At 45.1% G+C, this 25,770-nt stretch carries 29 protein-coding genes and 2 pseudogenes; 12 read left to right on the top strand and 19 right to left on the bottom strand.

Annotation, left to right across the window (positions count from 1 at the left end; genetic code table 11):
* The first annotated feature begins 1 nt into the window (after nucleotide 1).
* Nucleotides 2–694: a hypothetical protein gene (locus AZI85_RS15350; protein ID WP_063244893.1), complete on the top strand. Its 693-nt coding sequence runs from the start codon at nucleotides 2–4 to the stop codon at nucleotides 692–694.
* Here AZI85_RS15350 and bamE read toward each other — a convergent pair.
* The 8 genes and pseudogenes from bamE to AZI85_RS15390 form a co-directional block, all read right to left on the bottom strand.
* A complete protein-coding gene (gene bamE / locus AZI85_RS15355; RefSeq protein ID WP_063244894.1) occupies nucleotides 684–1,127 on the bottom strand; it encodes an outer membrane protein assembly factor BamE domain-containing protein in 444 nt (147 codons plus the stop codon). The two genes, AZI85_RS15350 and bamE, sit on opposite strands and share 11 nt — an antisense overlap.
* 103 nt (nucleotides 1,128–1,230) lie before the next feature.
* Complete coding sequence (gene rsgA / locus AZI85_RS15360) at nucleotides 1,231–2,319, bottom strand: ribosome small subunit-dependent GTPase A (protein ID WP_063244895.1); 1,089 nt, start codon at nucleotides 2,317–2,319, stop codon at nucleotides 1,231–1,233.
* A 214-nt stretch (nucleotides 2,320–2,533) separates the two neighbouring features.
* Nucleotides 2,534–3,496, bottom strand: a complete 963-nt coding sequence (locus tag AZI85_RS15365) for a hypothetical protein (protein ID WP_063244896.1) — start codon at nucleotides 3,494–3,496, stop codon at nucleotides 2,534–2,536.
* Between the two features lie 66 nt (nucleotides 3,497–3,562).
* On the bottom strand, nucleotides 3,563–4,162 hold the full coding sequence (locus AZI85_RS15370) for a hypothetical protein (protein WP_063244897.1): 600 nt from the start codon (nucleotides 4,160–4,162) through the stop codon (nucleotides 3,563–3,565).
* Complete coding sequence (locus AZI85_RS15375) at nucleotides 4,143–4,898, bottom strand: hypothetical protein (protein ID WP_253721027.1); 756 nt, start codon at nucleotides 4,896–4,898, stop codon at nucleotides 4,143–4,145. Before AZI85_RS15375 ends, AZI85_RS15370 begins: the two co-directional genes overlap by 20 nt.
* A gap of 327 nt (nucleotides 4,899–5,225) precedes the next feature.
* Nucleotides 5,226–7,694: pseudogene (gene secA, locus AZI85_RS15380) on the bottom strand (preprotein translocase subunit SecA); the annotation flags it as partial.
* A 741-nt stretch (nucleotides 7,695–8,435) separates the two neighbouring features.
* Nucleotides 8,436–8,921, bottom strand: a complete 486-nt coding sequence (locus AZI85_RS15385) for a tRNA (cytidine(34)-2'-O)-methyltransferase (protein WP_063244899.1) — start codon at nucleotides 8,919–8,921, stop codon at nucleotides 8,436–8,438.
* A complete protein-coding gene (locus AZI85_RS15390; protein WP_081111041.1) occupies nucleotides 8,914–9,516 on the bottom strand; it encodes a gamma-glutamylcyclotransferase family protein in 603 nt (200 codons plus the stop codon). Before AZI85_RS15390 ends, AZI85_RS15385 begins: the two co-directional genes overlap by 8 nt.
* Nucleotides 9,517–9,750: 234 nt before the next feature.
* Between AZI85_RS15390 and AZI85_RS15395 the strand changes: the two genes are divergently transcribed.
* The 3 genes from AZI85_RS15395 to AZI85_RS15405 all read left to right on the top strand — a co-directional run bounded on the left by AZI85_RS15395 (nucleotide 9,751) and on the right by AZI85_RS15405 (nucleotide 12,052).
* Nucleotides 9,751–10,089 carry a P-II family nitrogen regulator gene (locus tag AZI85_RS15395; RefSeq protein ID WP_063206617.1) on the top strand — a complete coding sequence of 113 codons (339 nt, stop codon included), beginning with the start codon at nucleotides 9,751–9,753 and terminating at the stop codon, nucleotides 10,087–10,089.
* A 42-nt stretch (nucleotides 10,090–10,131) separates the two neighbouring features.
* A complete protein-coding gene (gene glnA, locus AZI85_RS15400; RefSeq protein ID WP_063245071.1) occupies nucleotides 10,132–11,547 on the top strand; it encodes a type I glutamate--ammonia ligase in 1,416 nt (471 codons plus the stop codon).
* A gap of 103 nt (nucleotides 11,548–11,650) precedes the next feature.
* A complete protein-coding gene (locus AZI85_RS15405) occupies nucleotides 11,651–12,052 on the top strand; it encodes a glycine cleavage system protein H (protein WP_063244900.1) in 402 nt (133 codons plus the stop codon).
* Between the two features lie 66 nt (nucleotides 12,053–12,118).
* Here the strand turns inward: AZI85_RS15405 and AZI85_RS17565 are convergent, their stop codons facing one another.
* Nucleotides 12,119–12,295, bottom strand: coding sequence for a DUF1328 family protein (locus AZI85_RS17565; protein ID WP_081111042.1), 177 nt, complete (start codon nucleotides 12,293–12,295; stop codon nucleotides 12,119–12,121).
* Nucleotides 12,296–12,438: 143 nt separating this feature from the next.
* Here AZI85_RS17565 and AZI85_RS15410 point away from each other — a divergent pair, with 143 nt between their 5' ends.
* The gene (locus AZI85_RS15410; protein WP_063206075.1) at nucleotides 12,439–13,329 is read left to right on the top strand and encodes a DMT family transporter; all 891 of its coding nucleotides are present in this window, start codon (nucleotides 12,439–12,441) and stop codon (nucleotides 13,327–13,329) included.
* Here the strand turns inward: AZI85_RS15410 and AZI85_RS15415 are convergent.
* From AZI85_RS15415 to AZI85_RS15430, 5 genes and pseudogenes are all read right to left on the bottom strand, one after another.
* A complete protein-coding gene (locus AZI85_RS15415) occupies nucleotides 13,304–14,503 on the bottom strand; it encodes a hypothetical protein (protein ID WP_063244901.1) in 1,200 nt (399 codons plus the stop codon). The two genes, AZI85_RS15410 and AZI85_RS15415, sit on opposite strands and share 26 nt — an antisense overlap.
* A gap of 75 nt (nucleotides 14,504–14,578) precedes the next feature.
* Nucleotides 14,579–15,448, bottom strand: coding sequence for a methyl-accepting chemotaxis protein (locus tag AZI85_RS18015; RefSeq protein ID WP_437435143.1), 870 nt, complete (start codon nucleotides 15,446–15,448; stop codon nucleotides 14,579–14,581).
* Nucleotides 15,449–15,472: 24 nt separating this feature from the next.
* Nucleotides 15,473–15,997: pseudogene (locus AZI85_RS18020) on the bottom strand (MCP four helix bundle domain-containing protein); the annotation flags it as partial.
* Between the two features lie 7 nt (nucleotides 15,998–16,004).
* Nucleotides 16,005–16,811: a transporter gene (locus AZI85_RS15425; protein ID WP_063244903.1), complete on the bottom strand. Its 807-nt coding sequence runs from the start codon at nucleotides 16,809–16,811 to the stop codon at nucleotides 16,005–16,007.
* A 102-nt stretch (nucleotides 16,812–16,913) separates the two neighbouring features.
* A complete protein-coding gene (locus AZI85_RS15430; RefSeq protein WP_063244904.1) occupies nucleotides 16,914–17,186 on the bottom strand; it encodes a peptidylprolyl isomerase in 273 nt (90 codons plus the stop codon).
* A gap of 205 nt (nucleotides 17,187–17,391) precedes the next feature.
* Here AZI85_RS15430 and AZI85_RS15435 point away from each other — a divergent pair, with 205 nt between their 5' ends.
* Together AZI85_RS15435 and AZI85_RS15440 are read left to right on the top strand one after the other, a co-directional pair.
* Nucleotides 17,392–18,006 (top strand): ATP-dependent Clp protease proteolytic subunit, encoded by a 615-nt coding sequence (locus AZI85_RS15435; protein ID WP_063244905.1) that lies wholly within the window; start codon nucleotides 17,392–17,394, stop codon nucleotides 18,004–18,006.
* Nucleotides 18,007–18,168: 162 nt separating this feature from the next.
* Nucleotides 18,169–19,017 (top strand): PilZ domain-containing protein, encoded by an 849-nt coding sequence (locus tag AZI85_RS15440; RefSeq protein ID WP_063244906.1) that lies wholly within the window; start codon nucleotides 18,169–18,171, stop codon nucleotides 19,015–19,017.
* Here the strand turns inward: AZI85_RS15440 and AZI85_RS15445 are convergent, their stop codons facing one another.
* Nucleotides 19,018–20,688, bottom strand: a complete 1,671-nt coding sequence (locus tag AZI85_RS15445; RefSeq protein ID WP_063244907.1) for a PQQ-dependent sugar dehydrogenase — start codon at nucleotides 20,686–20,688, stop codon at nucleotides 19,018–19,020. It abuts the gene before it with no gap.
* A gap of 308 nt (nucleotides 20,689–20,996) precedes the next feature.
* Between AZI85_RS15445 and AZI85_RS15450 the strand changes: the two genes are divergently transcribed.
* The 3 genes from AZI85_RS15450 to AZI85_RS17975 all read left to right on the top strand — a co-directional run bounded on the left by AZI85_RS15450 (nucleotide 20,997) and on the right by AZI85_RS17975 (nucleotide 22,185).
* Complete coding sequence (locus AZI85_RS15450) at nucleotides 20,997–21,449, top strand: nuclear transport factor 2 family protein (RefSeq protein ID WP_063244908.1); 453 nt, start codon at nucleotides 20,997–20,999, stop codon at nucleotides 21,447–21,449.
* Between the two features lie 20 nt (nucleotides 21,450–21,469).
* Entirely contained in the window at nucleotides 21,470–21,868 is a 399-nt protein-coding gene (locus AZI85_RS15455; RefSeq protein ID WP_081111043.1) for a winged helix-turn-helix transcriptional regulator, read from the top strand.
* Nucleotides 21,869–22,050: 182 nt separating this feature from the next.
* Nucleotides 22,051–22,185, top strand: coding sequence for a hypothetical protein (locus AZI85_RS17975; protein WP_301335611.1), 135 nt, complete (start codon nucleotides 22,051–22,053; stop codon nucleotides 22,183–22,185).
* Between the two features lie 10 nt (nucleotides 22,186–22,195).
* On the opposite strand, the gene infA is transcribed toward AZI85_RS17975, so the two are convergent.
* Both infA and AZI85_RS15465 read right to left on the bottom strand, forming a co-directional pair.
* A complete protein-coding gene (gene infA, locus AZI85_RS15460; RefSeq protein ID WP_063206066.1) occupies nucleotides 22,196–22,417 on the bottom strand; it encodes a translation initiation factor IF-1 in 222 nt (73 codons plus the stop codon).
* A 74-nt stretch (nucleotides 22,418–22,491) separates the two neighbouring features.
* Nucleotides 22,492–22,797 (bottom strand): RNA recognition motif domain-containing protein, encoded by a 306-nt coding sequence (locus AZI85_RS15465; RefSeq protein WP_063206065.1) that lies wholly within the window; start codon nucleotides 22,795–22,797, stop codon nucleotides 22,492–22,494.
* 296 nt (nucleotides 22,798–23,093) lie between these two features.
* On the opposite strand from AZI85_RS15465, the gene AZI85_RS15470 reads away from it, so the two are divergent.
* Together AZI85_RS15470 and AZI85_RS15475 are read left to right on the top strand one after the other, a co-directional pair.
* Nucleotides 23,094–24,206, top strand: a complete 1,113-nt coding sequence (locus tag AZI85_RS15470) for a sensor histidine kinase (protein WP_155724057.1) — start codon at nucleotides 23,094–23,096, stop codon at nucleotides 24,204–24,206.
* Between the two features lie 110 nt (nucleotides 24,207–24,316).
* Nucleotides 24,317–24,556, top strand: coding sequence for a hypothetical protein (locus AZI85_RS15475; RefSeq protein WP_063244910.1), 240 nt, complete (start codon nucleotides 24,317–24,319; stop codon nucleotides 24,554–24,556).
* 56 nt (nucleotides 24,557–24,612) lie between these two features.
* Here the strand turns inward: AZI85_RS15475 and AZI85_RS15480 are convergent, their stop codons facing one another.
* Together AZI85_RS15480 and AZI85_RS15485 are read right to left on the bottom strand one after the other, a co-directional pair.
* A complete protein-coding gene (locus tag AZI85_RS15480) occupies nucleotides 24,613–25,173 on the bottom strand; it encodes a YdeI/OmpD-associated family protein (protein ID WP_063244911.1) in 561 nt (186 codons plus the stop codon).
* A 5-nt stretch (nucleotides 25,174–25,178) separates the two neighbouring features.
* The gene (locus tag AZI85_RS15485) at nucleotides 25,179–25,718 is read right to left on the bottom strand and encodes a DUF1697 domain-containing protein (RefSeq protein ID WP_063244912.1); all 540 of its coding nucleotides are present in this window, start codon (nucleotides 25,716–25,718) and stop codon (nucleotides 25,179–25,181) included.
* Nucleotides 25,719–25,770: the final 52 nt, after the last annotated feature.

A 25,770-nucleotide genomic window follows, 5' to 3' on the forward strand; every position in this document is an offset into this window, starting at 1 on the left:
GATGAAAAAAGAAAAAACGAATCTGCAAAAAATGTCGCGCATGATAAGCCTGGTGCTTTTAATGGCCGCATTGCCTTTCGGTGTTTTACTTCTTAATAAAAAAGTGAATCAGCTCCGTGGTGTCGCCTCTTCGGAAGAGGGTGCCGCTGTCAACGTTACGACGTTTGATTATGATTTGACTGAAGCGTCCCCTGAACAATTTAAAAAAGCGTTTAAGTACCAAGTTTTAAAAGAGGCTTCGGTCATTTCAACGCCCCAAGGACCGGCAATGCGTCTGGGACTTTTCTTGATGAAGAATGAATCCGGAAGCAAGGTTTTTGCCTGCGAACAATATCCTACCGTGGATTTGATTTTCGCCGCTGAAGGAATCGCGTTTTCTGGAGAAATTCCGCAAATGATCGTGCGTGTGCCCTGCACGGTCGCCGCCGACCAACGCCACATTGATACTTTGCCGATTCCTTTTGCAAAGATCATTAAAAGTCCGACCTCGCAGTATGAGTTTTCAACTTCTGCCGAAGGTTCCCGAGAAGAAGGAAAGATTTTTTTCCGCCACGTTGTCGAGTTTTGGCCGACGGAATGGACCTGGACAGGTGTGAAGTTTTATGGAGTGAATCCCGAAGATACTTTGCAGATCAACGGGTACGAAGTCATTTCGGTTCTGGGCGAACCACTTATCTTAAAAGTTAGCGAATAGATTCAAATTCAGGTACGTAGCGGACCTTGTCTTCACCGCGAGCTTTCGCTTCGTAATCGCTATACTCTTTGCGGTGTTGTTCCACTTCTTTAGCGATTTGCTCATCGATTTCTTTATTCTTCTGATCATTGATAGCGTCAACGGCCATCGCCGTTTTCGTGACTTCGGGTTGAGAGATATCACCTACATAAATGGCGTTGCCGTTAAAGAATTGAACTTCTTTTTCAAAGCGGATGCGATCGTCATAGAAAACATAGGTCCAACGATCTTTGCCATGATAGCGTTGGGTGCGAGAGGGACTTCCCATTAAATCAAGAACGTCATCTTTTTCCATGCCGGGTTTTACTTCGCCAAACTGCTTTAGCATTGACGTCTGACAGGCTGTCGTCAAAAGACCGATTATCACGACAGGAATAGCCAAATAACGGAGCATAGTTCCCCCATCCTTCTATGCTACTAGTTTACTAAGAAGCTTGAAAGGCCGCCACTTTCTTTTGTCTCATTTTAATACAAAAAGAAGCGGCCGAAGCCGGGGGTTAGATTTCCCCCCGGCTCTTTCTTGCCATATGAACTTTGGCGTCCAGATGTATTTTCTTCCATCTTTTCTTTTCCTCCGCCATTTTCGCGGGATCCAATCGACGCTCCTGATAAGACGCTTCCTTTTGCAGTTTCAAATAGCTTTCCCATCGGTCGGGATCTAAATCTCCGTTGGATAAAGCATTTTGAATAGCGCAACCGGGTTCTTGATTATGGGCGCAGTCCCGGAATTTACATTGCGCTGAAAGGGACAGGATATCCGAAAATAATTCCTGCACGCCTTCTTCTTGATCATGCAATCCCAACTGCCTCATACCCGGAGTGTCCATCAAAACAGCGCCTTCTTTCAGTCGAAACAAAGCACGAGATGTGGTGGTATGGCGGCCGCGATCGTCGTCTTCCCTAGCGCTTTGAGTTTTAAGAACTTCTTCACCCAGAAAGAAGTTCGTTAATGTGGATTTTCCAACCCCGGAAGATCCCATAAGAACGGCCGTTTTTCCTGGTTTAAGATATTTTCTTAAGCCCTCACACGTCTGCGGTTCAAAAACACTGACGGCGTAAATCGGAACGCCGATATAAGTATTTTCAAGATCATGCAAAATACTTTCGGCATCTTCCACCAAGTCCGCTTTGCTTAAAACAATCACCGGCGAAGCCCCGCTATCCCACGCAATACTCAAGTATCGATCCAAACGATTGACGTTCAGATCGCGATTGAGCGACGTCACGATGAAGACAACATCGACATTGGCCGCGACGACTTGCACCCCCTGCCCCGGATCGCGACGATAGAAACACGTGCGACGATCTAAGACTTTTTGGATAAGTGCTTTATCTTGATGCTCTTCCATACGGCAAAGCACCCAGTCACCCACTGCGGGAAATGCGCCGGGCGCATGGGCGAAATCATGACGAAAGCGTCCTGATACTTGCGCCAGAAGACTGGTCGATTCACCGAATGTCACACGGTAAAGGTCTCTTTCCTGACCGATCACACGCGCCAGCTTCAGTTCGTCTTCTTTGTTTTCAATTTGTAGTTCAAAAAATAAATCCCATCCCCAAGAATTGAGGTGTGAGTACGAATTCACGCAAAAACTCCAATAGTTTTTCAAGTTAATAGAAAAATGGAGCTCTCGTGGATTTGAATTGTCTTAGGAATTTAAAACTAAGCGAATAGACCCAGAGAGCTGTTGTTTGATTTATTGAATTTTACAATCATAGGCCCTCCTGGTTCGTGAATATGAATCTATCTTGCGGGAAGACGGCCTCTTCGTCAAGCGGGCGTCCCATTCTATGTCATAATTACTTCAATAAAGAATAAAACCTGCGGAAGGCCTGAGGTGCTTGGACCAGACCCTTTTTGGGATTGATGGCATCGCCAAACTCCGCTGGATCAGCTTTTTCTCCATTAATGTAAAGTTCTGTCTGCGTGTTCGTAGTGACCGCGACAATGCGAAGAGCTCCCCGCAAGGTTTGCAGATCCATTAAATACTGCATCTGCATTTCGCCAGTGGCACTATTTACACTCATCTGTAGTTTCAACGGACCACTGACTGTGTCGCCATCAGCAAGTTTCACGGCCACTCGTCCCGCGCCGCTGATCTTCATCACCATCGACATTTTTTCTTTTTCAATTTTAACATCGGCATTACCTACGGAGATCAGCTCTAAAACATACTGATCCACCTTTGTGGATTCGCGTAGCACAGGATCTTGAATAACACTGGACACTTTCTGTTTGAGGGTCACTTGATTAGAGATCTCCGCAGTTTGCGATGACTTATCAGCGCGTACGCTATTGACTCGGGTGATAGCTTCACCTTCTTCGACAAAACTAAGAGGACATCCTTTTGCTGCAATCGACATTTGCGCACGCTCGCCAGAAACTGATCCCTCGCGAATTTGTGTATCTCCCCACTGCGCTCCGAAAGCAGGAAAGACTTCACATTCTTTTTTTATTTTCTTTAAAAGAGCCACACCTTCTGGTGAAAGCTTCTCGATGGATTTCTGTCTTTGTTCGACTTCCACTGTTTTTGCGGAAGCTCCACTGACAACGGAAGTGAAGATAGCATTGGGCGCTGGAATGATTTTGACTAAAGCTTTGTTGAGATCTGTGTAGTAAGTGACATCCGCCGCCGTCATCGCATTGGCGGGCTTTTCAAAAGGGCGAAACTGATCGACAGGTGTATCGGGTCCGTCACCGCCTCCGCCTGAACAAGCTGTGATTGTTAACGCCGATACAATTAAAAGAGTAAATTGTTTCATTGAAACCCCTCAGTGTCCCTGAGGAGTATTAAATAACGTCTAAAACCAGAGTCAATATGGGAACTATTACTTCTTTAGGATGACGGGATCGACGATGCTGGGCGCGGACTCTTGGGACTTTTTCTTTTCTTCGGCAACCGTGTGTCCCATTTCATTTTTGTTAGGCTTCTCGTACTGAATGCGCACCTTTTGCAAAGTCTTTTTCACTGAATTTCCTAAGCTCATCTGAGTTTCCATTTCTTCAATGGATTTCACTTCGATGCGCTCGTATTCGCGCTTTTCAGTTTGGCCTTTTTCAGGATAGCGGTATTTCAAAAGCGCCCGCTGCTGATCGTATTCTTTAACATTTGTGTTCAGATCTTTATGCAAAGCTTTCATCTGATTGATGATCTCGGCAACACGAGCAGAGTCTTTTGTTTGTTGTTTCTCAGTGATGAGCTTTTGAATTTCTGTTTCGGCGGAACGCACTTTGGCTTCTAAAGCCTGCACGCGCGCTTGTACAACGGCATAAGAATCTTCGCTGGATTTGATTTCTTTGGGAGGAGCTTCGGCCTTCGCACCCTCTTTAGGGGCTTCGCCATGTTCAGCCGCCGGAGCTTCATTAGCCACCGCCACTGACGAAAGTGTCAAAAAGCTCAACGAAATTTTAAGAACCAGAGAGTACATCTTGCCTCCAAGAAATTTTAAAAGGCAGATATTTAATTCGGTTGATTAAGACGCTGGCTTTAGCCGGAGACAGCCCTTTTAGGACCAGTCTTCCTTGCCCGATTTGATTTAGAAGTTCTGTCACATCCCAACCAAAACGGGAGTCCGTCATAGCTTCTTTAAGCTGCATAACCAGGTGACTGGACTCAATACCTTCGATGATCACCGCATAGGTCATTGGACCAGCTAAAGTGTCGGCATTTGCAAATTCAGTCACATCTGAAAAGTCCGCCGTATCGGGGGTCGCCACATTCGTCGTCGATTCCGGCATGCGATCTAAAGTCTGAGAAAAGTCGTAGGGAGCTTCTTCAAGAGGTACGGAAGGTTCTTCTAAAGCTGTCTCGACAGGTGCATCCACAGGCGTATCGTAAGAAGAGTCCGATGTTTGATAATGATCACCACCGGGAACTTCAAATTCACTGCCCGGTGGAATCTCATCCGCGGGAGTTAAATAAGGATCTTCCTGAGGCGTATTTTCTTCGGGAACTTCTTGAGGAATTTGCCCTTGATAAACAGTCGGCTCAGCGCCGGCAGAAAAATCTTGAGCAGGCTCGACGGGATTTACACCATAGGCATTAAAATCTTGCGGCGTCGGATTTTCGAAAGAAGTGCCCGCTTGAAAATCAGCGCCACCTTCGAATTCTGTACCAGATTGTATTTCAGGTTCCGGCGGAGCTTCAGGTTCATGCTCCGCCATTTCAGGCTGTCCGTTCCAATCGATAAAGTAAACTGCGTTGCAATGGGGGCACGTAAATAACGTCCCCAAATGCTTATCAAGAATCTCTACCGGTGACTGGCAACTCGGACAAGGGATCAACTATCTTTTTCCTTTACCTTGTTTTTCAAGGCGACGACGTTCTTCACGATTCATCGGACGATCATCACGAGGTCCGCTTTGGAAAGTCATCTTGCGTGTGGGCGCATCCGCCGAAGCTTCCACTTCTGGAAGAGTGTGACCAATGTCAGTTTCTGAAGGAGAGGAATAATCCAACTCATCCAGATCCGCTTCCTCCGGGCGCAAGCTCTCAAGAACTTGCTCTTCAGATTGCTGCGCTACCAATTGAACACGCATGATTTTTTCAATCGCATCGCTCTTAATTGTGTTGTTCAAAGTTTCAAAAGCTTTGAAGGCTTCTTTTTTATACTCGATCAAAGGATCTTTCTGAGCATAACCACGAAGACCGATACCTTCTTTTAACTTGTCGATCACGTAAAGATGGTTCTTCCAGTGATGGTCGATGCTTTGAAGAAGAATCATTTTTTGAACTTGTTCAAAGAAAGGACCCATTGAAGATTTTTGTTTTTCAAAAACTTCTTTGACACCGTTTTTCACAGCCTCTGTCACTGTCTCTGAATTGATGGGCATGTTCGCGAAATCAATTTTGAAACCGAAGCTTTGAACAAGAGAATTGTTCAAGCCGTCCATACTCCAATCTTCTTTCTTACCGCCCTCTGGAGCATAAGTATCAAGAAGATTAGAAACGACGTCACCCAACCAGTCCAAAGTAGTTCTTTCGATCTCTTGACCTTCAAGAACTTTGCGGCGCATACCGTAGATCGCGTTTCTTTGCGCGTTCATGACAGAGTCGTACTCCATCAAGTTTTTACGAATATCAAAGTTGTGACCTTCGACTTTGCGTTGCGCACCTTCAATGGCGTTTGTCACCATTTTCGCTGTGATAGGTTCATCTTCAGGGATGTTCAGCATTTCCATGATTTTCTGGATGCGCTCACCATTGAAGATTCTCATCAATTTATCTTCTAGAGATAAGTAAAAACGAGACTCACCTGGGTCCCCTTGACGACCGGCACGACCACGAAGCTGATTGTCGATACGACGAGATTCATGTCTTTCAGTACCGATGATGTAAAGACCACCAAGCTCACGCACTTCCGCGCGCTCTTTTTCAACCTGAGGTTTTACTTTTGCCAAAGCTTCTTGGAATTCTGGAGAGTCATCATTACCAACAGCCGCTTTTGCTAACATTTCCGCGTTACCACCCAGCATGATGTCGGTACCACGACCGGCCATGTTGGTAGCGATAGTGACAGCGCCCTTACGACCCGCTTGCGCTACGATCTCGGCTTCGCGTTCGTGTTGTTTCGCATTAAGTACTTCATGCTTGATACCTTCTTTACGAAGATACGCACTTAAAGATTCAGATTTTTCAATCGACTCGGTACCAACAAGGATCGGCTGACCTTTAGCGATACGTTCTTTGATATCGGCAGTGATTGCTTTGTATTTTGCTTTTTCAGACTTGTAGACAACGTCTTCTTGGTCTTTACGCTGAATCGGTCTGTTTGTTGGAATCACATTCACATCAAGGTTGTAGATTTTTTTGAACTCAACCGCTTCAGTGTCCGCCGTACCCGTCATACCCGAAAGTTTCGTGTACATACGGAAGTAGTTTTGGAAAGTGATTGTCGCCAAAGTTTGGTTTTCAGATTTAACTTCAACGCCTTCTTTAGCTTCGATCGCTTGGTGAAGACCATCACTCCAACGACGACCTGGCATCAAACGACCTGTGAACTCATCCACGATCACGATTTCGCCGTCTTTGATCATGTATTCTACGTCACGACGGTAAAGGTAGTAAGCCTTCAAACCTTGGTAAACGTGGTGAAGAATTTCGATGTTTTGTGGATCGTAAAGATTTGAAAGACCCATCAACTCTTCAACTTTCGCGTTACCTTCGTCAGTCAAAGAAGCTGTTTTCGTTTTTTCTTCCATCGTGAAGTGCACATCACGCTTCAAGTGAGGGATGATCGCGTTCACCGCGTAGTATTTATCCGTTGAAGATTCTGCAGGACCTGAAATGATCAGCGGCGTACGAGCTTCGTCGACCAAGATAGAGTCACACTCATCCACGATCGCGAAGTTATGACCACGTTGAACGTAGTCATTCAAATCAAACTTCATGTTGTCACGAAGATAGTCGAAGCCCAATTCATTGTTCGTGCAGTAAGTGATATCACAAGCATACATTTGCTTACGTTGTTGGTCGTTCAAACCATGAACGATAATACCTGTCGTAAGACCCAACCAACCGTAAAGACGACCCATCCACTCAGCGTCACGACGGACAAGGTAGTCATTCACTGTCACAAGGTGAACACCTTTACCAGTAAGCGCATTCAAGTAAACCGGTAAAGTCGCCACAAGCGTCTTACCTTCACCCGTTCTCATCTCGGCAATGTTACCGCGATTAAGAACGATACCACCGATCATCTGAACATCGTAATGGCGCATTCCCAAAACACGCTTCGAAGCTTCACGACAAACCGCAAACGCCTCGGGCAAAATATCATCAACAGTTTCGCCTTTTCGAAGACGCTCTTGGAACTCTGGAGTCTTTGCTTTAAGTTGTTCATCCGTGAGAGCCGCCATCTTTGGCTCTAGGGCATTGATACGATCCACTGTAGGCTGGATCTTCTTCATTTCACGATCATGCTTCGTACCGAAAATTTTTGTAAGCGCTTGTGTAATCATAGTCTTAGAGAATAGACCCAAATCCATTAAGGCGGCAAGGTAACGTGCCATAACTAGTCTGCGTCATTCATTCGGAAAAGATACATTTCCTCGACGAAAGGTTGGCTTCGGACGACGCCTTCTTGGAGGGGAATTTAGGTGGTGTTTCTCGCTTCGTTCGGCACGCCATCCGGGCTCAGTTGCCGCCGCACTTCGTGCGGTTCGCGCCATCGTGGCGCCGGCAAAGGCCTCTCTTCGGAGACACACCACCTAAATTCCCCTCCAAGAAGGCTCGCATAAGCTAACTTTGTGGAACTTTATTTTTCCTCTTCATTCCCCGTCTTCGTCTTTGCGTCAGAGGTAGCAGCAAATAAATCATGGGATATTTTGATGACTAAAATTAAGTTGGTTTCGTCTTTTAAAAATTTTTAATTAATACTCATAGCGCTTTTTAGAAAACGCCGAAGGCCAGAAAAACCACACACGGAAGCTTTCAAAAAACTCCTACGCATTTCTTAATTTCCGCATACAAGTACATCAGTTCTTTTCCGAACAAGATTTTCTTTACACCAGATTTGCGCTTGGAAGTGGGCTTAGCCTTAAGCGATGAGTCCGAAGAAGGGCCTTCGGTGGCGCCACGATGGCGCGAACCGAGCCAAAGGCTCGGCACCGACTGAGCCTGGAAGGCGTGCCCGCCGAAGCGACTCAGCGGTTAAGGCTAAGCCCACTTCCAAGCGCAAATCCGTCGTGCGAAGGACAACTCTATGTCGAGTAATTAACCTGACGAACCCCTTCGTAAGCGGCAATAGCAACGCTCGTAGCGAGGTTTAGGCTGCGCGCTCCTTGGCCTATCATTGGGATTGTTACTGTTTGGTTTGGGTATTTTAGTAAGAGGTCGGGATCTAGGCCCTTGGTTTCTTTTCCGAAGACGAACCAGTCGCCTGGTTGGAATTTGGGTTCGAAATACGTGCGTTTTGTTTTTGTTGTGAAGAGCCAGATGCGGGATGTGTCTTCGACTTTGCTCCACCAATCTTCGAATGTGGCGTGGCGGTGCCAGGAAAGATGGGGCCAGTAATCAAGGCCGGCGCGTTTTAAGTTGGTGTCGTTGATTTCAAAACCCATTTTGCCGACCAAGTGCAGTTCGCAGTTGGTGGCAACACAGGTGCGCCCGATGTTTCCGGTGTTTTGCGGAATTTCGGGCTCGATCAGAACAATGCGGAAAAGTTTTTGCGAATCAGAACTAGGCAAGATGCTTATAAACCTCTTGGCCAAGTTTGGATAAAGCTAAACGACGACCTTTATCGACGATCAGCTCTAAGTTCATGAGTTCGCGATACAAAGTCAGGTCAATAGGAACAATCTCTCGGCCAGTCGATTTTCCTAGCTTTTGAATGTACGTGACTTGCTTTTCTGAAAGCTTCGACGTCAAAGATGGATGTTCTTCCAGAGAACGTTTCCAATCTCCGCCAGGAATCACAGCGGCATTCACCGGAAGTTTTAATGGATTTAGGAAGTAAATCCAAGCGCGGACTGGAGCCGATGAGCCTTCTGGATACACATCCACTTCTTCTCTAGAATAAAGACTCTGATCTGGATCGTGGCGGTTGTAGCCGTGGAACTCATCCATGAGGCTCAAAAGCAACTCTGAGCTTTTCAGTTCCACAAGCTGACCTGGAACCAGGTCACTGCCGGCTTTAACGATAGCCGGAAAGCCTACTTTTAAACGGTAGGCCGTCGCTTTAACGCGCGCAAGTACTGAAGATTCCAAGAAATTTTGGATCTTGTTGAAGTGAACCATGCCTTCACAAAAAGATCCGTAGACGAAAAAACGTGTTGTAGTCATTATCCCCCCCGAGTACGACAACAATAGTGGCTTTTCCTAAAAGAGGTCCCGTGTGTACCAAAAACCACAGGGCACCGCAAGCCGCTTTCTGAGCAGTTGCTCTTTTTTTCCAAGAAGTGACAGTTTCTGTTTTGCGTTATTAGCAATTAAAAAAATTAAATGACTTTAACAGTTTTTGCATTCTTGCGTGAACTTGCTATCCTCTTCACAACGTTTTCCCGAACAAAAGGTTCAATGAAAAAAATTGAGGCGATCATAAAACCCTTCAAGCTCGATGATGTCGTCGACGCACTAGCAGAAGTCGGCGTAGAAGGTATCACTGTCTCAGAAGTTCGCGGGTTCGGAAGACAAAAAGGACGTACCGAAGTCTACAAAGGCGCCGAATACGTTGTCGATTTTCTACCAAAAATAAAAATAGAAGTAGTTTTACCTGACGCTTTGATTGATAGCGCAGTGGAAGCTATTCGTAAGACTGCACACACAGGAAAAATTGGTGACGGAAAAATCTTCGTGATCCCTGTGGAGTCTGTTCTTCGCATTCGCACCGGTGAGAAGGACGAGCAGGCACTTTAGGATTGTTTTTTTAAGCAAGGCTCGGAGGCCCAAATGACCCAGATGACTGGTAAAGACGTACTGAAGTTCGCCAATGAAAAAGGCGCGAAGATGGTAGATCTCAAGTTCTGTGACATGATCGGAACTTGGCAACATTTAACTGTTCCCCTTCATCAATTGACTGATGAGACTTTCGAAAACGGCTTTGGCTTTGACGGAAGCTCCATTCGCGGATGGAGAGGCATCGAAGAATCTGACATGATCATCTTGCCGGATCCAAACACGGCGATGATGGATCCTTTCATGCAGGTTCCGACACTTTCAATCATCTGTGACGTTTGTTTGCCAGAAACTCTTCAGCCTTATAACCGCGATCCACGTCAGCTAGTTAAAAAAGCCATTGCTTATATGCAATCAACTGGAATTGCTGACACTGCTTATTTCGGTCCAGAAGCTGAGTTCTTCATCTTTGATGATGTTCGTTACGAACAAACTAGCAACTCTGCTTTTTACATGATTGATAGCGAAGAGGCTGCTTGGAATACGGGCCGCGATGAAGGTGGCCGTAACTTGGGTTACAAAGTACGTAGTAAAGAAGGTTACTTCCCTGCTCTTCCGACAGACACGCAACAAGATCTGCGCACAGAAATCTGCTTGGAACTAGAAAGATGCGGAATGCAAGTGGAGCGTCATCACCACGAAGTCGCTTCTGCGGGTCAAGGCGAAATCAATTTCCGATTCGATACCGCTTTGAACATGGGCGACAAAATGATGTGGTTCAAATACATCGTTAAGAACGTGGCAAAACGCTACGGTAAAACAGCGACGTTCATGCCAAAACCTGTTTTCGGCGATAACGGATCTGGAATGCACATTCATATGTCATTATGGAAAGATGGAAAAAATCTTTTCGCGGGTAACAAGTATGCGGGTCTTTCTGAAATGGCGCTTTATTATATCGGCGGCGTTTTGAAACATGCTCCTGCTCTTTGCGGTATCATCAATCCAACGACAAACTCTTACAAACGTTTGGTTCCTGGATTTGAAGCGCCAACAAAATTGGCTTACAGCTTTAAGAACCGTTCTGCAGCAATGCGTATCCCGAACTCGGGACCAAATCCTAAAGCACGTCGTATCGAGTTCCGTACTCCAGATCCAACAGCAAATATCTATCTTGCTGAGGCAGCGATCTTGATGGCGGGTCTTGATGGTATCATCAACAAGATTCATCCAGGTGATCCGCTTGATAAAGATATCTACGGTCTTCCTCCCCAAGAGGCGGCGGCTATCCCGTCAGTTCCAGGAACTTTGGAAGAAAGCTTGAATAATCTTCGCGATAACTGCAGCTTCTTGAAAAAGGGTGATGTCTTCAGTGAAGATCTGATCGAAACTTGGATCCAGTACAAAATCGACAAAGAGGTGCGTCCGGTACAGCAAAGACCTGTTCCGTACGAATTCCACTTGTACTACGACTGTTAATTGCGCTATTCAAAAGAAGTGGGGGCAAGCTTGCTTGCTCCCACTGGACATCTTTCCGTGGTTAGGGAATAATCTCTAAAAATACACAACTTAGGAAAAGACAATGGCATCAGACGACGTAAGAAATTTTATGGGTTATCTTTGGATCCGTCAGGAAGATGGTGTGATCACTATCGGCATCAACGAAGACGGTTTAGAAGATTTTGAAGAAATCTCTTCGGTAGAACTTCCGGCTGAACAAGAAAAAATCGACGCTGACGTTGTCATTGGTACTTTAGAGACAGACGATGGTCCATTGGATATTTATTCTCCTGTTTCTGGAACCGTGATCGAAGTGAACACTCAAGTCGTTGAAGATCCCTCTATCATTGTTGAAGATCCCTATGAAGAGGGTTGGTTGATCCGCATCGAGGCTGATGAAGACTACGATGACGAGGATGAAGACGAAGATGATGATGACGACGACGATGAGGATGATGAAGATTACGAGGACGATGAAGACTAAAAACCTTCGTTAAAAAGAAAAAGCCCCATTCCTGGGGCTTTTTTAATTTTTAAGCTAACAGCTTCGTCACCTGTGTCCCCGTTTCCCACCAATAAGGTTGATAAGGAAAGTGATTACCGCCAAAGCCAGGAATACCATCAATAGAAGGCGGCCGATTTCCATCGACATACCTGCGATTCCTGAAGCTCCGAAGATAAAAGCGACGATTGCGATGATGAAGAAGATAATCGCGGCTCTAAGCATTGGGACCTCCTTTTAATATTTCTACAAACGAAACTCACTTACATTATGGCTTGAGTAAATACCCAGTTAAAGATCGATTGAACGCGTGTGTTCACATACAAATGCGAAGTGACCCCGAAGTCCGTTTTTGTTACATATAGTTCATGAAGACCGCACGATTCGATAACTTAATTCTGTATACCATCTGCACGTTGATCTGGGGCTCTACGTACCTAGTGATCACATTCCAAGTCGATGCGGCCTCTCCGATAACTTCGGTCTTCTGGCGATTCTTATTAGCCGCGGCTCTGCTCTTTGGTTTTTGCTTCTTTAAAAAACAGAATCTTAAGTATCAGCGTCGAGAACATGTTCTTTTCGCCCTTCAGGGAATTTTCATGTTTTCCGTGAACTACATGCTGACCTATATCGCGGAAACAATGATCAGCTCTGGGATGGTGGCGCTGACCTTCACGCTTTTGATTTATTATAACATGTTCGGCATGAGGGTTTTCTTCAAAAAACCCATTAATCGCAGTGTGATTGTGGGCTCACTCTTAGGTGGCCTAGGAATTGTTTTTATTTTTCTTAACGAGATTCTGCATTTTGATACGAATTCAAAAACCATTCTTGGTCTTGTGATCGGATTTTTTGCGACCATGTCCGCTTCGATTGGAAACATGGTCGCGCAAAAAAGTTATCAATTGCGTATTCCCGTCTTAATCACAAACACCTGGGGAATGCTTTACGGAAGCATTTTCACGTTACTCGTAGCACTTATTCATGGCGATAGCTTAGCTATACCACTGAACGCACGTTTCTTAAGTGCGCTTCTTTACTTGGCGCTATTCGGCTCAGTCATCGCTTTTGGGGCTTATTTATCTTTGGCAGGAAAAATCGGTGCTGAAAAAGCGGCCTACACCAGCGTTATTTCTCCGGTGATCGCGATCACTCTTTCCAGTTTTTTTGAAAACTTTGTGTGGACGCCGTATATTATTACCGGCGTCGTTCTTTGTCTTTTAGGAAATATTCTTACTCTGACCAAGCGGGCGGGTTGATTCCCGGCGGTAAAAAGAAAACGCCTGACTGATACATCATAGACAGCACACGAGCACTGGATTTGCGAAGATCCTTTCCCTGAGGTGAACCATTATCAACGACAATCATTCCGTCTTCACCTGCGGATATGTATGTGTGGCCTGGTGATTTTCCAACTTGGTGCATGATAAAGCTACCAGTGATGGGACGATAAACAGAAGCATCCCAAGGAATCCAGCCAGCTCGATAAAGTGCTGCGGAGAAGTGCACCACCGCCGCCGTGTGATGCCAGATCAAAGGATTCTTTTTGTTTTCATTAAAGTCATCAGTGACCCGATAACCTGCGCGTTGATAAGCCTGTCTTAAAACTTCGGATTGAAACTCGGCACACGGAACACTTTCAAAACCATGACGAACAGCCGTGGCTCGAGTGGCGATGGTCCAAGCCCCCCGCGTAGAGATGGCACCCGTTTTTTCAAACTGGGCTGAAAGACGCTGAGCCAGTTTAGAATCAATCATCATATAGGACTTTTCTGAAGGCTCTGTACGTGTCGCCGCTCTTTTTAGTTCAGAGTAAATGCTGCGCCACTTTTCTCTTTCTTCGGAAGATAACGATTTGCCATCCACCATGTGATTCAGTCGTGAGCCAAATCTTTTACGAATGGATTTTGAATAGCGAAATTTCGGCCTCCCGTCGGCATGAAAGTACTCAAGAAATGCTTCATTAGGTTCTGACGTGGTATGAATGGCGAAGTGGCCTTCGGTCCCTTCAATATCTTCAATAATAGAAGCAAAGATAGATAAACCACCGGCCGTGGTATTGAAGTCATTGATCTTTTCTACGGTGAACTCATCTTGATAATCTGCGGGCACAGAAAGAATGCGAATGGGATGGATGAAACCCGTGCTAGATCTTTCTAGGTTTCCTTTAGAATTTCGAAAAGGCAGATACTTCTTTGTGTACTCTAGCGGAATTTCAATTTGCGCGCCGGCAGGGAGTTCCGCCTTTGCTTCAAGAATGCCATTCACCTCATAACGAATCATTTTTCCTTCGCTAAGAATAATTTTTTTCGTCGGAATGCTCTGGCTCGATTCCGGAATGGGAAGCAGTATCTGTGGCTTAACTTCAACTGCATGGACGGCATTTGAGTTGAAAAGAAAAAATGCGGTCACAAGAATGGATTGTGCTGGCATGGGCTCCTCCGAAAAGATCCATACTGAAGAAGCTTTTCGGAGGGGTCATCTTAAGGACTGTTAATTTGTGCAAACTCAAGTTTGCTGACCGACTAAATCCTTCAACTCAACCACTAAGTCCTGCATACCTTGGGACAAGTGTGACATTTGATCGCTGGTCTGCGCGACCTCCTGAGCCACTTGAGCATTTTTCTGCGAAGCCTGATCTAGTTTATTCATAGCTTCACTGATTAATGAGATACCGCGGGCTTGTTCATGACTGGCGCCAGCAATTTCATTGTTAATTTCTAAAACTTTTTGAGCCGAAGCTAAAAATTTATTTAAAAGCTCACCACTTTGATTCGCGATCTCGCCGCCTTCATGAATCTGGCGCACGCTTTCTTGAATCATCTTTGAAATATTTTTTGCAGAATCCGCACTTCTTTGCGCAAGGCTGCGAACCGCATCCGCAACAACGGCAAATCCTTTTCCCATTTCTCCGGCACGGGCGGCCTCCACAGAGGCATTCAAGGCTAAAAGATTTGTTTGGAAAGCAATGTCGTCAATGACTTGGCTGACTTCCTCGATCTTGGTTGCTGAAGCTCTTAATGCATCCATCGAAGTGATAAGCTTTTGCACGGATTCAGCTCCCGCTTTGGAAGCATCAAAGCTTTCTTGAGATAATCCCGAAGCCGCTTTGGCATTTTCAGAGTTTGACTTCACCATGCTGGACAGTTCTTCAAGCGAAGCGACTGTTTCTTCAAGTGAAGCTGCCGACTGGGTCGCCCCTGAAGCCAGATCCTGGCTGGCTTTATTCAAATGCGTGCTCGTGTTTTCTAAAGAATTCCCCGTGCCTTCAATGCGTGTAGCAAAGCCGGTCATTCGGCGCACCAAGCTCACTGTCACCCAAACACCCATCACCAAACAAAACAAACCGCCGACAATCGAAATCATTAAGTTGATCATACGAAAGGCTGCACCCGATTCATGCGCCGTGGCTGCGTCTTTTTCAATGAGCTCACCCAAAGTTTCCATTTTCCCTTCGAGAACTTTGAACGAGGCTTCGAACTTGGGCAGCTCTGCCAACGCTGCACGATAACCTTCGGCAATGGCTAGATCCACAATCTTATTTGTGGATGCAATGTAGTTCACCATTTCGGGCTTGGTTTCTAGAATCGCATTTCGCGTGTTATTATTTAACGGAAGCTTTTCTAGTGCTTCGAGATATTGTTGAAATTCCTCGGACTTTTCCTGCGCTTCTGTTTTGATCTCTTTCAACTGCTCCGGATTGTTTTCAGCGGCAAGCAATGACGCCAAAACTACAGACCTCAATCCATCATGCATCATATCCGCTAACGTCATATTGCGAACTGCAGGCAGTTGCACATTGGCGACGTTATCAAACTGATTCATCAGCTTGGTGGAGTTAACGAAAGAAAGTGTAGCGACGCCAGATAGTACAATCAAAAATCCGCCACACAGCAACCAAAGTTGTTTTTTAAGGGTTAAACCCATATCACCCTTACCAGAGTTTTGATTCGATTGATAAATAAACAATCACACCAGTTTCGTGTTCTTCCGCGGAAGGGCCAATTCCCAACAAAGCACCGATGCCAGGAACGATTTCAGTTTCTTCTCCAGCCTCAAAAGCTGTACGGATGCCCGGCACCACGTAATATGTTGATGCGGCGGCTTTCATATCAGGACCGATCACAGATTCATTGCTGTTAAATACAAACTCACAAAGCAGGTTTGTTTTTGGAGTGTAATTGTAAACTACGCTGGATCCAAAGTTGAACCCAAAGGTCGTTGCCGTGTCTCCGTTGACGTCTTTAGCATCAGGAGTGAAGGTGAAACCCGCATTCCAATGATTTGTCCAGCGATCATTGATCGTGATCGAAACGGCCTGGTTGAACTGTAATCCTGCAACGCCTGTCCCGAATCCCTTTTTGTAATCACCTGTTGGCGCAATTAAAGTAAAGCGCGGAGCCATAGCAAGAGTCGGCGTGTTCAAAAGTTGATAGCGATAGTTCAGTAGAATGTCGCCGACCTGAGTTTGATCGCTTTCACCCGCCTCGCCCGTTTGTTTCATCACTGGAACAACAAAAGAGAATTGATGAGTTTCATCCGTTATAGGGATTTCACTTGTGAAGTTATAAGTCCAATCATGCGAAGGATTTAGATACTGATAAGTTTGAATAAATTGAACAACACCCGGCTCTTGATTGTAAGCCTCTTCCATAAGAAAAGAGTTGTCCTTCACGACCTCTGCTTGCGCAAAAGACGCCATCATTAAAACCAAAACGTTCAAAATTCCGAATTTATGCATGTATCCCCCGAGAGTGTTTCGAATATCTTTTCTCGAACCTCGGCGAAAATCTACGGAGTACGTATTTCCCAACAAAGAACAAAACTTTGGGAGGGGTTTTCTTTAGGCAGTGCGCTTAATTATATGAAAGCCAAAACGTGTGCGCACAGGCTTAGACGATATTTCCCCGACCTTTAGAGCAAAGGCCGCATCTTCGAAGTCTTCATCCATGCGACCTGGACCAAAAGTTCCAAGGTCTCCACCCTGGGCCGCAGAAGGGCACGTCGAATAACGTTTCGCCAATTCCTCAAAACTTTTTCCGGAACTCAAGGCGCGAAGAACATCTTCGGCTTCATACTGATGCTTCACAAGAATGTGGCTGGCGCGGATTTTCATGGTCACACACTACTTGTCGTTTTCAAAAATGTCACCCGAAAGCTTTTTTTCGCCTTATCCAAAGTATAAGAATTTTTTTGGAAGATCATCACCCTTCGTTATTTGCGACTTGGGTTTGTGCTTGTTTCAGGCTGAAACAGGCTCTTCGGACTGAATGTTCGGCCCCAGTTCTGCAAAAGAAATTTAAAAAAAGAAGGGAAATACTATGCCTATCAATCCGTACGTAATCGAACAAACATCCGCTGGAGAACGCAGTTACGATATTTATTCTCGCCTGCTCAAAGACCGTATCATCATCTTGGGCTCGGCTGTCACCGACGAGGTCGCAACCTCTTTGATCGCCCAGATTTTATTTCTGGAGGTGAACGATCCAGATAAGGATATCCATCTTTATATTAATTCCCCGGGTGGATCCGTCACTGCTGGGATGGCCATCTACGACATCATGCAATTCGTAAAATGCGACATTGCCACATATTGTTTGGGTTTGGCGGCAAGCATGGGTTCTTTGCTCTTAACGGCAGGCACCCCAGGGAAACGCTTTGCGATGCCCAACAGCCGAATTTTACTGCATCAACCGCATCTGGGTGATGGAGGGTTGGGCGGACAAGTGACCGATATCGAGATCCACGCAAAAGAGTTGGTCCGTACGAAGAAAAGGATGACCGAGATATACTCCCTTCACACCGGTAAGAAGGCAGATTTCCTGGCAAAGACGATGGAGCGAGATCATTATATGAGTGCGGAAGAATCCAAAGTCTTTGGAGTCATCGATCACGTCATCCCTGCCCGAAAAAAGCTTTTAAAAGAAGCTGGCTAATCTCATGTTCGCAAGGAGAGCTTCGGCTCTTCTTGCTTCCAACTTTGGGCCTGCCGCCGTCTCAGAAAAAGAAAGCGCTTGTGAATTAACAGGAAGATGCCTCAAACTTAAAGATAGCGACACTCCACTTAATTTGAATGTCTTGGGACTGGGGGAAGCGTCTTGGCAGCCAACTACTACCTAACTACAGGTAAACAAAAACTAGGGCCGTTATCAGAGAAGAATATCATTGATGGCGTTCGCTCTGGAAAAATCAGTTTGTTTGATATGATTTTGAATAATCAGACGGGCGAATGGATGATGCTAGCCCAGCATCCTGATTTTTCCGACTTAGATCCTTCAAATGAATCTAACACTTCATCTGAGTATGGCGATCATCTCGCGGTTGGCTTAATATCGGATCAAGAATCGAACGAGAAATTAGATCTCCCTGAATTTATCACTCCCGATAATTTTCCAATTTTAACTCCCGTTTACTGGTACGAAAAAGACCACTCAGACCAGCGTTTAAAATACTTGGATGTGCTTGAACTTATTCGTTCTCAAAAGCTTTCTGAACAGAGCTTGATCTCGAAGAATCCGCACGGCCCTTGGCAGCCCGTTATCAATTGGGACGAGTTCTCGCCGAAATCATTAGAAGATTATAAAAGAGCTTCAAATGAAGATCTTCCCGATGTCCATATTCGTCGAAAATCGCAACGCTTTAACTGTGGAAAGGTTTTCGTCGCCCTTTCAAAAAAGGGAACAGGTTTCCAGGTCTTCTGTGCCGATATCTCTAAAACCGGCTTAGGCTTTTTGGTTCGCGCCGCTAAGTGTGACTTAAATGACGAGCTAATGATTAAATTTGACGACAAACTGCAAGACAGTAAGTTTGACGCCAAAGGCATTGTGGTTTCAGTTCGAAAAGTAAAACTGCCGGGCGCCAACGATATTTATATCCGCTACGGCGTGCGTTTCACTGCACTTTCCGAAGCGGGTAAAAAATTTATCTTGTCTGTCACGAAATCCTAATTACTTTTGCAACGTATTGATGAAGGCCTCTACCTTGGGAAGAACTTCATCAAAGTCTTTATCGTGAAAGTTCAGCGTGGGACGAATCATTTCTGGTGGCATCTCTTTGGCCTTCATTCTGAGCCAGAAAGAACTTTCCGCAGGGCTTGAAAGATTGAGCATGGTGCCCTTCATCTCAAGGACCATTTCTTTTGCGGTCGCCTTCTGAAATTGCGAGTGGCACATAGCACAGTTCTTTTTCACAAAGGGGACAAGTGGCTCAAAAGCCTGCAAAGTTTTTTCGGAAATATGCGACTTAGACGGATCTTCAGAAATCTCATCTGCTTTTTTACCAGAGGAAATTCTTAAGAGAGCTCCGTTTTTATCATCCAAAACAAGAACCGAACCGTCATTCAAGGCAGTTAGGCCTGTGGGGGCTCCGCGAGGACGAACTCCCTCTTGTGCCTTCCAACCAAATACCACCTCTTGGTATTGGCTATCGGTCGGCGTTCCCAATTCATCAACGGGATAAGCGACGATTCGCTGACCGTATTTCTGATATCCGTGCCATCCGACTAAAAGTTTGTTCTTCAATTGAGGCAGCAGTTCCCCTTTGTAGTAAAGAAGACCCAGAGGAGCCGTGTGGGCAGGCATAAAGATTTTTGGTAAAGCGAAATTCTTCGCACACATTTCACCAGTAACTTTATTTTTAAATCCTGGAGCGACTTCCCCGCGCGAATGGCAATAAGGCCAACCGTAGTGTTTTCCTTCTTCTAGAATATTTAACTCTTCATAAGGGCGTTCTTCATCCGGAAGATCCAAGCCGTTTTCACCTTGAAGGACCAGGCCTGAAATTGGATGCACGGTTAACGCCATTGAGTTTCTTAAGCCGCGCGAAAAAGGAACGACCTTCACCGCTTTTCTTTGAGTGTCGTTACTGAGTGTTACTTTCCAAACGGCGGCACTCGCAAGGGCACTTTCAGACTGAATACATTTTCCATTTTCGTCGATGGTTTTTATACCAGAACCGCAGTCATCTGAAGGGGCACCGACATTTATATACATTTCCGTGAAGTCCCGATTGGCGGCCATTTGAATAAGAGGATGTTTGTTCTTCAAGCGATTTTCCAAAGCGTTATAGCTGCCCGCACTTGCGTATTCTCCTTTACGGAAAATAGACTGAGCAAAGTCATTCACGACAACTTCAGTTGCGGTATCAATATTAAATTGTCCCGTCTTTGGGTCTCTGGGTTGAAAGCGCACCACGGCTGTCGGCGTTCCAACATAAAGGCGTCCCTCGGGATCAATAATGATCCCATTAGGCATCGTGAGTTTCTTTGTAGGAAAAAGATTAACCACCCCTGTTTTTTCGACGCCAGAAGAATCTTTTCCACGATAAACAGCATACACAGTTCCGCGACCGAAAGCCCAGCCACCCATTTCAGTGACATAGATCACGCCTTCTTTAGATTGCACGGCGTAACGAGGCATTTTAAATCCCTCTTTTTTTCCAGCTAGAACACCAACACACAATCCCTCTAGAGTCGCCACCGGGGCTTGGGGAAGACCGTCACAGAGCACAGAAGTATCAAGACGGTATCCCGAATTTTCAAAAACTTCCGCGTTCGCTTGAACCGCCGTCAGTGCTGAAAAAACTATGATCCATTTTGAGACAACCGCTTTTGCTTTCATAAGTCTTCCTTTCAAAGGAATATCCAGCTTATGAAAGAGCAAAAGGTACGCCCTGTTATCTGCAACTCCATCGGTATTAGCGAACCAAGATGAGAATCAAAATGGCCAAGGACAAATTTGGCTGACACCTTTTGTACAGCTATTCGTCCTGTAAATTTAACGCAGGCGCTCTTGGGTTTTAGCTTCAGATCGAAATGGCCTCATTACTTTCCTTTTCGTAACCAAAGCACAAAAAGGTGCGTACTTCCAATATTTTAGATTTCAACTATCCTTCAGAAAGCGACTCACTAAAAGAAAGGATACCGCACATGAAAACAAAAAACGAATCAATCAGAACAAAAGCGCAAGAGACTTTCGAAAAGCATCTTGAGTATCTTTCTACAGGGAATATCAGTGCCTGGATGGCTCTATGGAACGAAGGCGGCGTCTTGGAATTTCCCTTCGGCCTTAAGGAATACCCAGCCCAGGTCAGCGGCAATGAAGCAATTCACGAATACATCCGCCACTTCCCGAATTACTTGAAGATTGAGTTTACAAAACCCACATATCATCTGACTGAAGATCCAAACCTTGTGATTGCTGAATTTAAAGGTTTTGGTAAGATGGTCACGAACGGACGCCCGTACAATCAGACGTATATTTCCGTCGTGAAAACAACAAACGGAAAGATCGACACCTACAAGGATTTTTGGAATCCACTGGTTTTACAAACGGCGCTCGGAGAGAACAATAAATACGACGGGGCTACAGCAAATATGTAGCGTGCCCAGGGGTTTTTTAAATGAACAAAAGAACTGAAAAAGAAGTGCTTAACCATAAGGTTGAAACGACCTTAGAGCGTGTCATTAAAAAACCTCTGTTCGATGAAACATGTATCTTTAGCGTAGCGGCACGATTCCTGGGCGACAAATGGACAATGATTGTTCTTGTCGCCCTTCTTGAACGGACCAAACGCTATAATGAGCTTCAAAAGCAAATACCGACCATCTCGCCAAAGATGCTCGCTCAAACTTTAAAGTCTTTAGAAGAGTGGGGCTTTATTTCACGAGAGGTCTATCCCGAAATCCCTCCCCGAGTGGAGTACTCGCTCACACCGTTCGGTCGAAGCCTTATGCCCACACTTTCCGTGCTGTTTGATTGGGCCATAGAAAATGAGAGCAAGCTGCGCAAAATTAAGTGATTTGCGCCATTCTAATTGCGAGACACCCTAAAGACGGATAAGTCCTTAGCAAAACTAAGAAAAAATCTTTCGTGAAACCCCGACTCAAGATGAGGCTATTCACTTTTTTTACGAGTAGAAAATCTCATTCTTTGCAAAAATAAAAATAGATCTTTGCAGAACTGAGCCAGGGAGTTCATGGAATGAAAAATAATAAGATAAGAGGCTTTCTGGCTCTATCCGTGATTTATTTGGTTCTTTGCTTTTTCTATTCAAATTGCGCCCGCACCGAAGAAGCCCGTTCGCCGGCCTCTATGGGTATTATCGGAACTCAATAGAATTTCACCACTAGAATTTGTGACGGTGAAGAATCAGCCCGTGACTAGGATCGTAAGGCGACACCCCGACACTGACGCGATCGCCTACGACAACCTTGATATTGAATTTTTTCATTTTTCCACAAAGGCGTGCCTTGACCAAGACTCCATTTTCCAGAGTCACTGAATAAACACCACCGCCAGAAAGATCGACGACTTTACCTTCGACATTTACTAAATCATCTTTTGCCATAGTACCTTGCTTTACGAATAGAAAACTAGCCGGTGGCAACACCGACTAGGAAATTAATTTTGAAATTTCCGTGACTAATAAGAACGGCGAGACCCGAAGGCGCCACCACGTCTATTAGACGAGAAACGATTTTCTTGAGGGCGCGCTTCAGAAACATTCAAGGGACGACCTGACAAGGCAATACCGTTTAATTTATGAATCGCGTCCTGTGCTTCTTCATCTGTCGACATCTCGACAAACGCAAAACCTTTGCTTCGACCTGTTTCACGATCGGTCAGTACATTGACCGAAGCCACGCTTCCGGCCTCTGAAAAGACAGTGCCTAGTTGCTCTGAATCCACTGTGAATGAAAGGTTTCCGACGTATAATTTTCTTCCCATAATTGCCTCCATAAAAAGCTAGGGGCCATTCGCAAAAGACAAAAGGGAATCTAATGAAGGATGTGAACGACTTGTTGCCGTTAGTAGAACACACTCCCCCTCAATTAGATATAACCAAAATCGAAACGTTCAAATCGAGCTCAGATCGAAGAGGACGTGTTTGAGACGAAAAATATTCAGTCTCATGTTATTTGTGCGAAAACAAAGTCGAGTCCGGCACTAAGTCTTTTCGCAACCCCTCTGTTTCTGAAGATTTCATGATGTTATAAAAAAGTGTGAAAGGGAGACATGATCAGGTGAGAGAGACTGAAACAATTAAGAAGAATGTAACGAACCGACTGACGGAGATGCTTTCAAAAGAATCATCTGTGATGAACAACTCTGATGCTCTTCTGGATGCTGTTCCTCCCTTTCTGGATGATCTACTTAGCTACATAAACTCAGACAGTCGTTTCACATTCCGTCATTTAGAAACCGATGGCATGTCGGCACCCTACGGAAGAGCGAAAGCCGCACTGACTAGTTTTCCTCTTCCACAACTTTTAAAAGAATTCAGTCTGCTACGCAAAGCCGTTAATGAAGAACTGCAAAAACAAAATGAGCTCAGCTATGAGGCTAGAAATAAAGTCGATGAAGCCATCGACGCCGTGATCTCGCTGGCAGTCACAGAGTTTGTGACCACAAAAGGCCAAAGAACCGAAGATGCCCTGACGAAGGCCGAAACCAGTAATAGAAGTCTAGAACAGTTTGCTGGTGTTGCAGCTCATGATCTTAAGTCTCCGCTAGCGACAATTTCAGGGTACTTAAGTTTGTTGGAAGAAGAGTTAGGACAGGCTTTGCCTGGTAACGAATATATTCCAATTATTGAGGGTGCCGCAGAAAGAATGCGCAAGCTTATCGACCGCTTGTTAAGCTATGCTCGCCTTTCGGGAAAAAACATTCCTTTTGAGAAAGTGGATCTCAACGATGTCCTAAAAATTTCAATTCAAAACTTACACAGCGCCATTCTAGAGACACAAACTCAGATAGAATCTGATGAGCTTCCTTCTGTGTATGGTGATTTTGAACTTCTGGTGCAGGTATTCCAGAATATTTTTTCTAACTCGATCAAGTTTCGAGGTACAAAGCCTTCACGTATCAAAGTCACAGTGCAAAGCCGACCTGAACAAAGTTCGTGGGTATTTTGCATTAAAGATCAGGGAATCGGATTCGACCCAAAGGAAAAGGACACTATTTTTGGTCTGTACACGACATTGAACTCGGGCAAACAGCTCTCTGGCTCAGGAATTGGACTGGCCACGTGTCGCAAAGTCGTCGAGCTGCACGGAGGCCAAATATGGGCCGATTCCAAACCTGATCACGGAACATCGATCTTCTTTTCTTTGCCCGTAATTAACGCAGAAAACTAATACGGGTTTTCTCAGACTGTAAATTTTATTCTCTCTGCCCCAAATCTTGCGCTTTCAGAGGGCTCTGAGTAAGTTCCCCAGGGCATTATAAACACAATTAAGGAGATCCCATGAAAGCTCTTATCGCTTTGGCTTTGGTTTTGTCTGTATCCACTTCTCACGCTTACGGCCTTTCTTGCGGCCAACTAGTAGACTACAAAAGCAATCTTGCAAAAGAATTGAACTGGTTGAGAGAGAAAATGAGAGCAACAAGAAACTCTGACACTCTTGAGCTTTACATGGGCCAATACGAAGAGCTTTACGCTAAATACCAAAACGCAGAAAAAGCTATCAACAGCGACTGCAAATAGTTCTTTCCTAAAAAATGGAATGAAATAAAAAAGGCTGCGCGCTCCGCAGCCTTTTTTTATACGATAGGCTCGCCCTGTTCTAGCTTCTCTATAAACCTTTGAATCATTCGATCGCGGGTTTCCTGCTTTTTGGCGTTCTGCAGGCGATACGCAATGGAAAAAAGATTTCTTCTATCTAACTTTTTGAATGTCGCACTCGCCTTCTTATTCTTTTTGAGTTGTTTAAGAAACTCTTCAGGCACTTCGGAATTTTTCGGAGAAGCATAGGCCGCATCCCAACGACCATCTGCTTTCGCCGCATTCACCGCCGCTAAGCCTGCAGGCTGTATCAGGCCGTCTTTCATCAACCTTTGTACATGTTCGGTATTAATCTTAGACCACTTACTGCGCGTCGTACGCGGAGTGTATCGATTGCAGTAGCTGATCTCGTCGACGGCCTTGCGAATCCCATCAATCCATCCGAAACAAAGCGCTTCATCCAAAGCCTCTTGATTCGTAATGCCTTTCTTGCCGGAATCCTTTTTATAAAAACCAATCCAAACCTCAGAAGCCTTGTCGTGATTCTTCTGAAGCCACTTATGAAATTCATTTTTGCTTTTAAAGAATTTAATCTGCATCGGGTCTATCCAACCAACTCGCGCGCCATTTCAAGAAGCTTCGACATCGTATTAAAATTCCGAGTCGTCGCCCGCACCGAAAGTTTCTTTTCGAAATAGTTGTTATTAAATTTAGATTCACTGATCAGAGTGCGATACTCCGCATAGACCACTTTTTTCTTAAGCACGATCTTATCTGGAGAGAAATCAATTTCAGAAAACGCTTTCTGAGCCGAAGCACTAGGCACATCCGAAAGCAAAGTATAGTAGTGAGTCTTTCCATCCGGCTTTTTAAAAGGACTGCCCTTAAGAACCAGCGCCAACTCGTCAGGAGTCAGAGCAAAAGTATCCAAATCCCCACCAAAATTCTTTTTGATAAGAGCCCGAACCGTTTTCTCAACTTCACGAGCACCCAAAGAGGTCTTAAGAATGACATTCCCACTAGCAATATAAGTTCGAACATCAGAAAACTTATTCTGCTCAAGAAGCTTGCGAAGCTCCGCCATAGGAACTTTATTTTTCCCGGTAGGAGTCACCGCTCGTAAAAAGACTACGTAATATCCCATACTTCAGTTGTAAGAAGTTTAAGAAGGAACTTCAAGGCCAACGAAGACGGGA

It is taken from the genome of Bdellovibrio bacteriovorus, from assembly GCF_001592755.1.
Lineage (GTDB): Bacteria > Bdellovibrionota > Bdellovibrionia > Bdellovibrionales > Bdellovibrionaceae > Bdellovibrio > Bdellovibrio bacteriovorus_E.

What these genes read in the sequence shown, in the direction of transcription:
- infA (WP_063206066.1), bottom strand. Translation starts at nt 22,417, where the DNA reads ATGGCAAAAGATGATTTAGTAAATGTCGAAGGTAAAGTCGTCGATCTT.
- AZI85_RS15435 (WP_063244905.1), top strand. Translation starts at nt 17,392, where the DNA reads ATGCCTATCAATCCGTACGTAATCGAACAAACATCCGCTGGAGAACGC.
- AZI85_RS15465 (WP_063206065.1), bottom strand. Translation starts at nt 22,797, where the DNA reads ATGGGAAGAAAATTATACGTCGGAAACCTTTCATTCACAGTGGATTCA.
- AZI85_RS15485 (WP_063244912.1), bottom strand. Translation starts at nt 25,718, where the DNA reads ATGGGATATTACGTAGTCTTTTTACGAGCGGTGACTCCTACCGGGAAA.
- AZI85_RS15475 (WP_063244910.1), top strand. Translation starts at nt 24,317, where the DNA reads ATGAAAGCTCTTATCGCTTTGGCTTTGGTTTTGTCTGTATCCACTTCT.
- glnA (WP_063245071.1), top strand. Translation starts at nt 10,132, where the DNA reads ATGACTGGTAAAGACGTACTGAAGTTCGCCAATGAAAAAGGCGCGAAG.
- AZI85_RS15395 (WP_063206617.1), top strand. Translation starts at nt 9,751, where the DNA reads ATGAAAAAAATTGAGGCGATCATAAAACCCTTCAAGCTCGATGATGTC.
- AZI85_RS15425 (WP_063244903.1), bottom strand. Translation starts at nt 16,811, where the DNA reads ATGCATAAATTCGGAATTTTGAACGTTTTGGTTTTAATGATGGCGTCT.
- AZI85_RS15450 (WP_063244908.1), top strand. Translation starts at nt 20,997, where the DNA reads ATGAAAACAAAAAACGAATCAATCAGAACAAAAGCGCAAGAGACTTTC.
- AZI85_RS18015 (WP_437435143.1), bottom strand. Translation starts at nt 15,448, where the DNA reads ATGATCAACTTAATGATTTCGATTGTCGGCGGTTTGTTTTGTTTGGTG.
- AZI85_RS15455 (WP_081111043.1), top strand. Translation starts at nt 21,470, where the DNA reads ATGAACAAAAGAACTGAAAAAGAAGTGCTTAACCATAAGGTTGAAACG.
- AZI85_RS17975 (WP_301335611.1), top strand. Translation starts at nt 22,051, where the DNA reads ATGAAAAATAATAAGATAAGAGGCTTTCTGGCTCTATCCGTGATTTAT.
- AZI85_RS17565 (WP_081111042.1), bottom strand. Translation starts at nt 12,295, where the DNA reads ATGCTTAGAGCCGCGATTATCTTCTTCATCATCGCAATCGTCGCTTTT.
- AZI85_RS15375 (WP_253721027.1), bottom strand. Translation starts at nt 4,898, where the DNA reads ATGGCGGAGCATGAACCTGAAGCTCCGCCGGAACCTGAAATACAATCT.
- AZI85_RS15430 (WP_063244904.1), bottom strand. Translation starts at nt 17,186, where the DNA reads ATGAAAATCCGCGCCAGCCACATTCTTGTGAAGCATCAGTATGAAGCC.
- AZI85_RS15415 (WP_063244901.1), bottom strand. Translation starts at nt 14,503, where the DNA reads ATGCCAGCACAATCCATTCTTGTGACCGCATTTTTTCTTTTCAACTCA.
- AZI85_RS15370 (WP_063244897.1), bottom strand. Translation starts at nt 4,162, where the DNA reads ATGTACTCTCTGGTTCTTAAAATTTCGTTGAGCTTTTTGACACTTTCG.
- AZI85_RS15445 (WP_063244907.1), bottom strand. Translation starts at nt 20,688, where the DNA reads ATGAAAGCAAAAGCGGTTGTCTCAAAATGGATCATAGTTTTTTCAGCA.
- AZI85_RS15390 (WP_081111041.1), bottom strand. Translation starts at nt 9,516, where the DNA reads ATGACTACAACACGTTTTTTCGTCTACGGATCTTTTTGTGAAGGCATG.
- AZI85_RS15365 (WP_063244896.1), bottom strand. Translation starts at nt 3,496, where the DNA reads ATGAAACAATTTACTCTTTTAATTGTATCGGCGTTAACAATCACAGCT.
- AZI85_RS15410 (WP_063206075.1), top strand. Translation starts at nt 12,439, where the DNA reads ATGAAGACCGCACGATTCGATAACTTAATTCTGTATACCATCTGCACG.
- AZI85_RS15405 (WP_063244900.1), top strand. Translation starts at nt 11,651, where the DNA reads ATGGCATCAGACGACGTAAGAAATTTTATGGGTTATCTTTGGATCCGT.
- bamE (WP_063244894.1), bottom strand. Translation starts at nt 1,127, where the DNA reads ATGCTCCGTTATTTGGCTATTCCTGTCGTGATAATCGGTCTTTTGACG.
- AZI85_RS15480 (WP_063244911.1), bottom strand. Translation starts at nt 25,173, where the DNA reads ATGCAGATTAAATTCTTTAAAAGCAAAAATGAATTTCATAAGTGGCTT.
- AZI85_RS15350 (WP_063244893.1), top strand. Translation starts at nt 2, where the DNA reads ATGAAAAAAGAAAAAACGAATCTGCAAAAAATGTCGCGCATGATAAGC.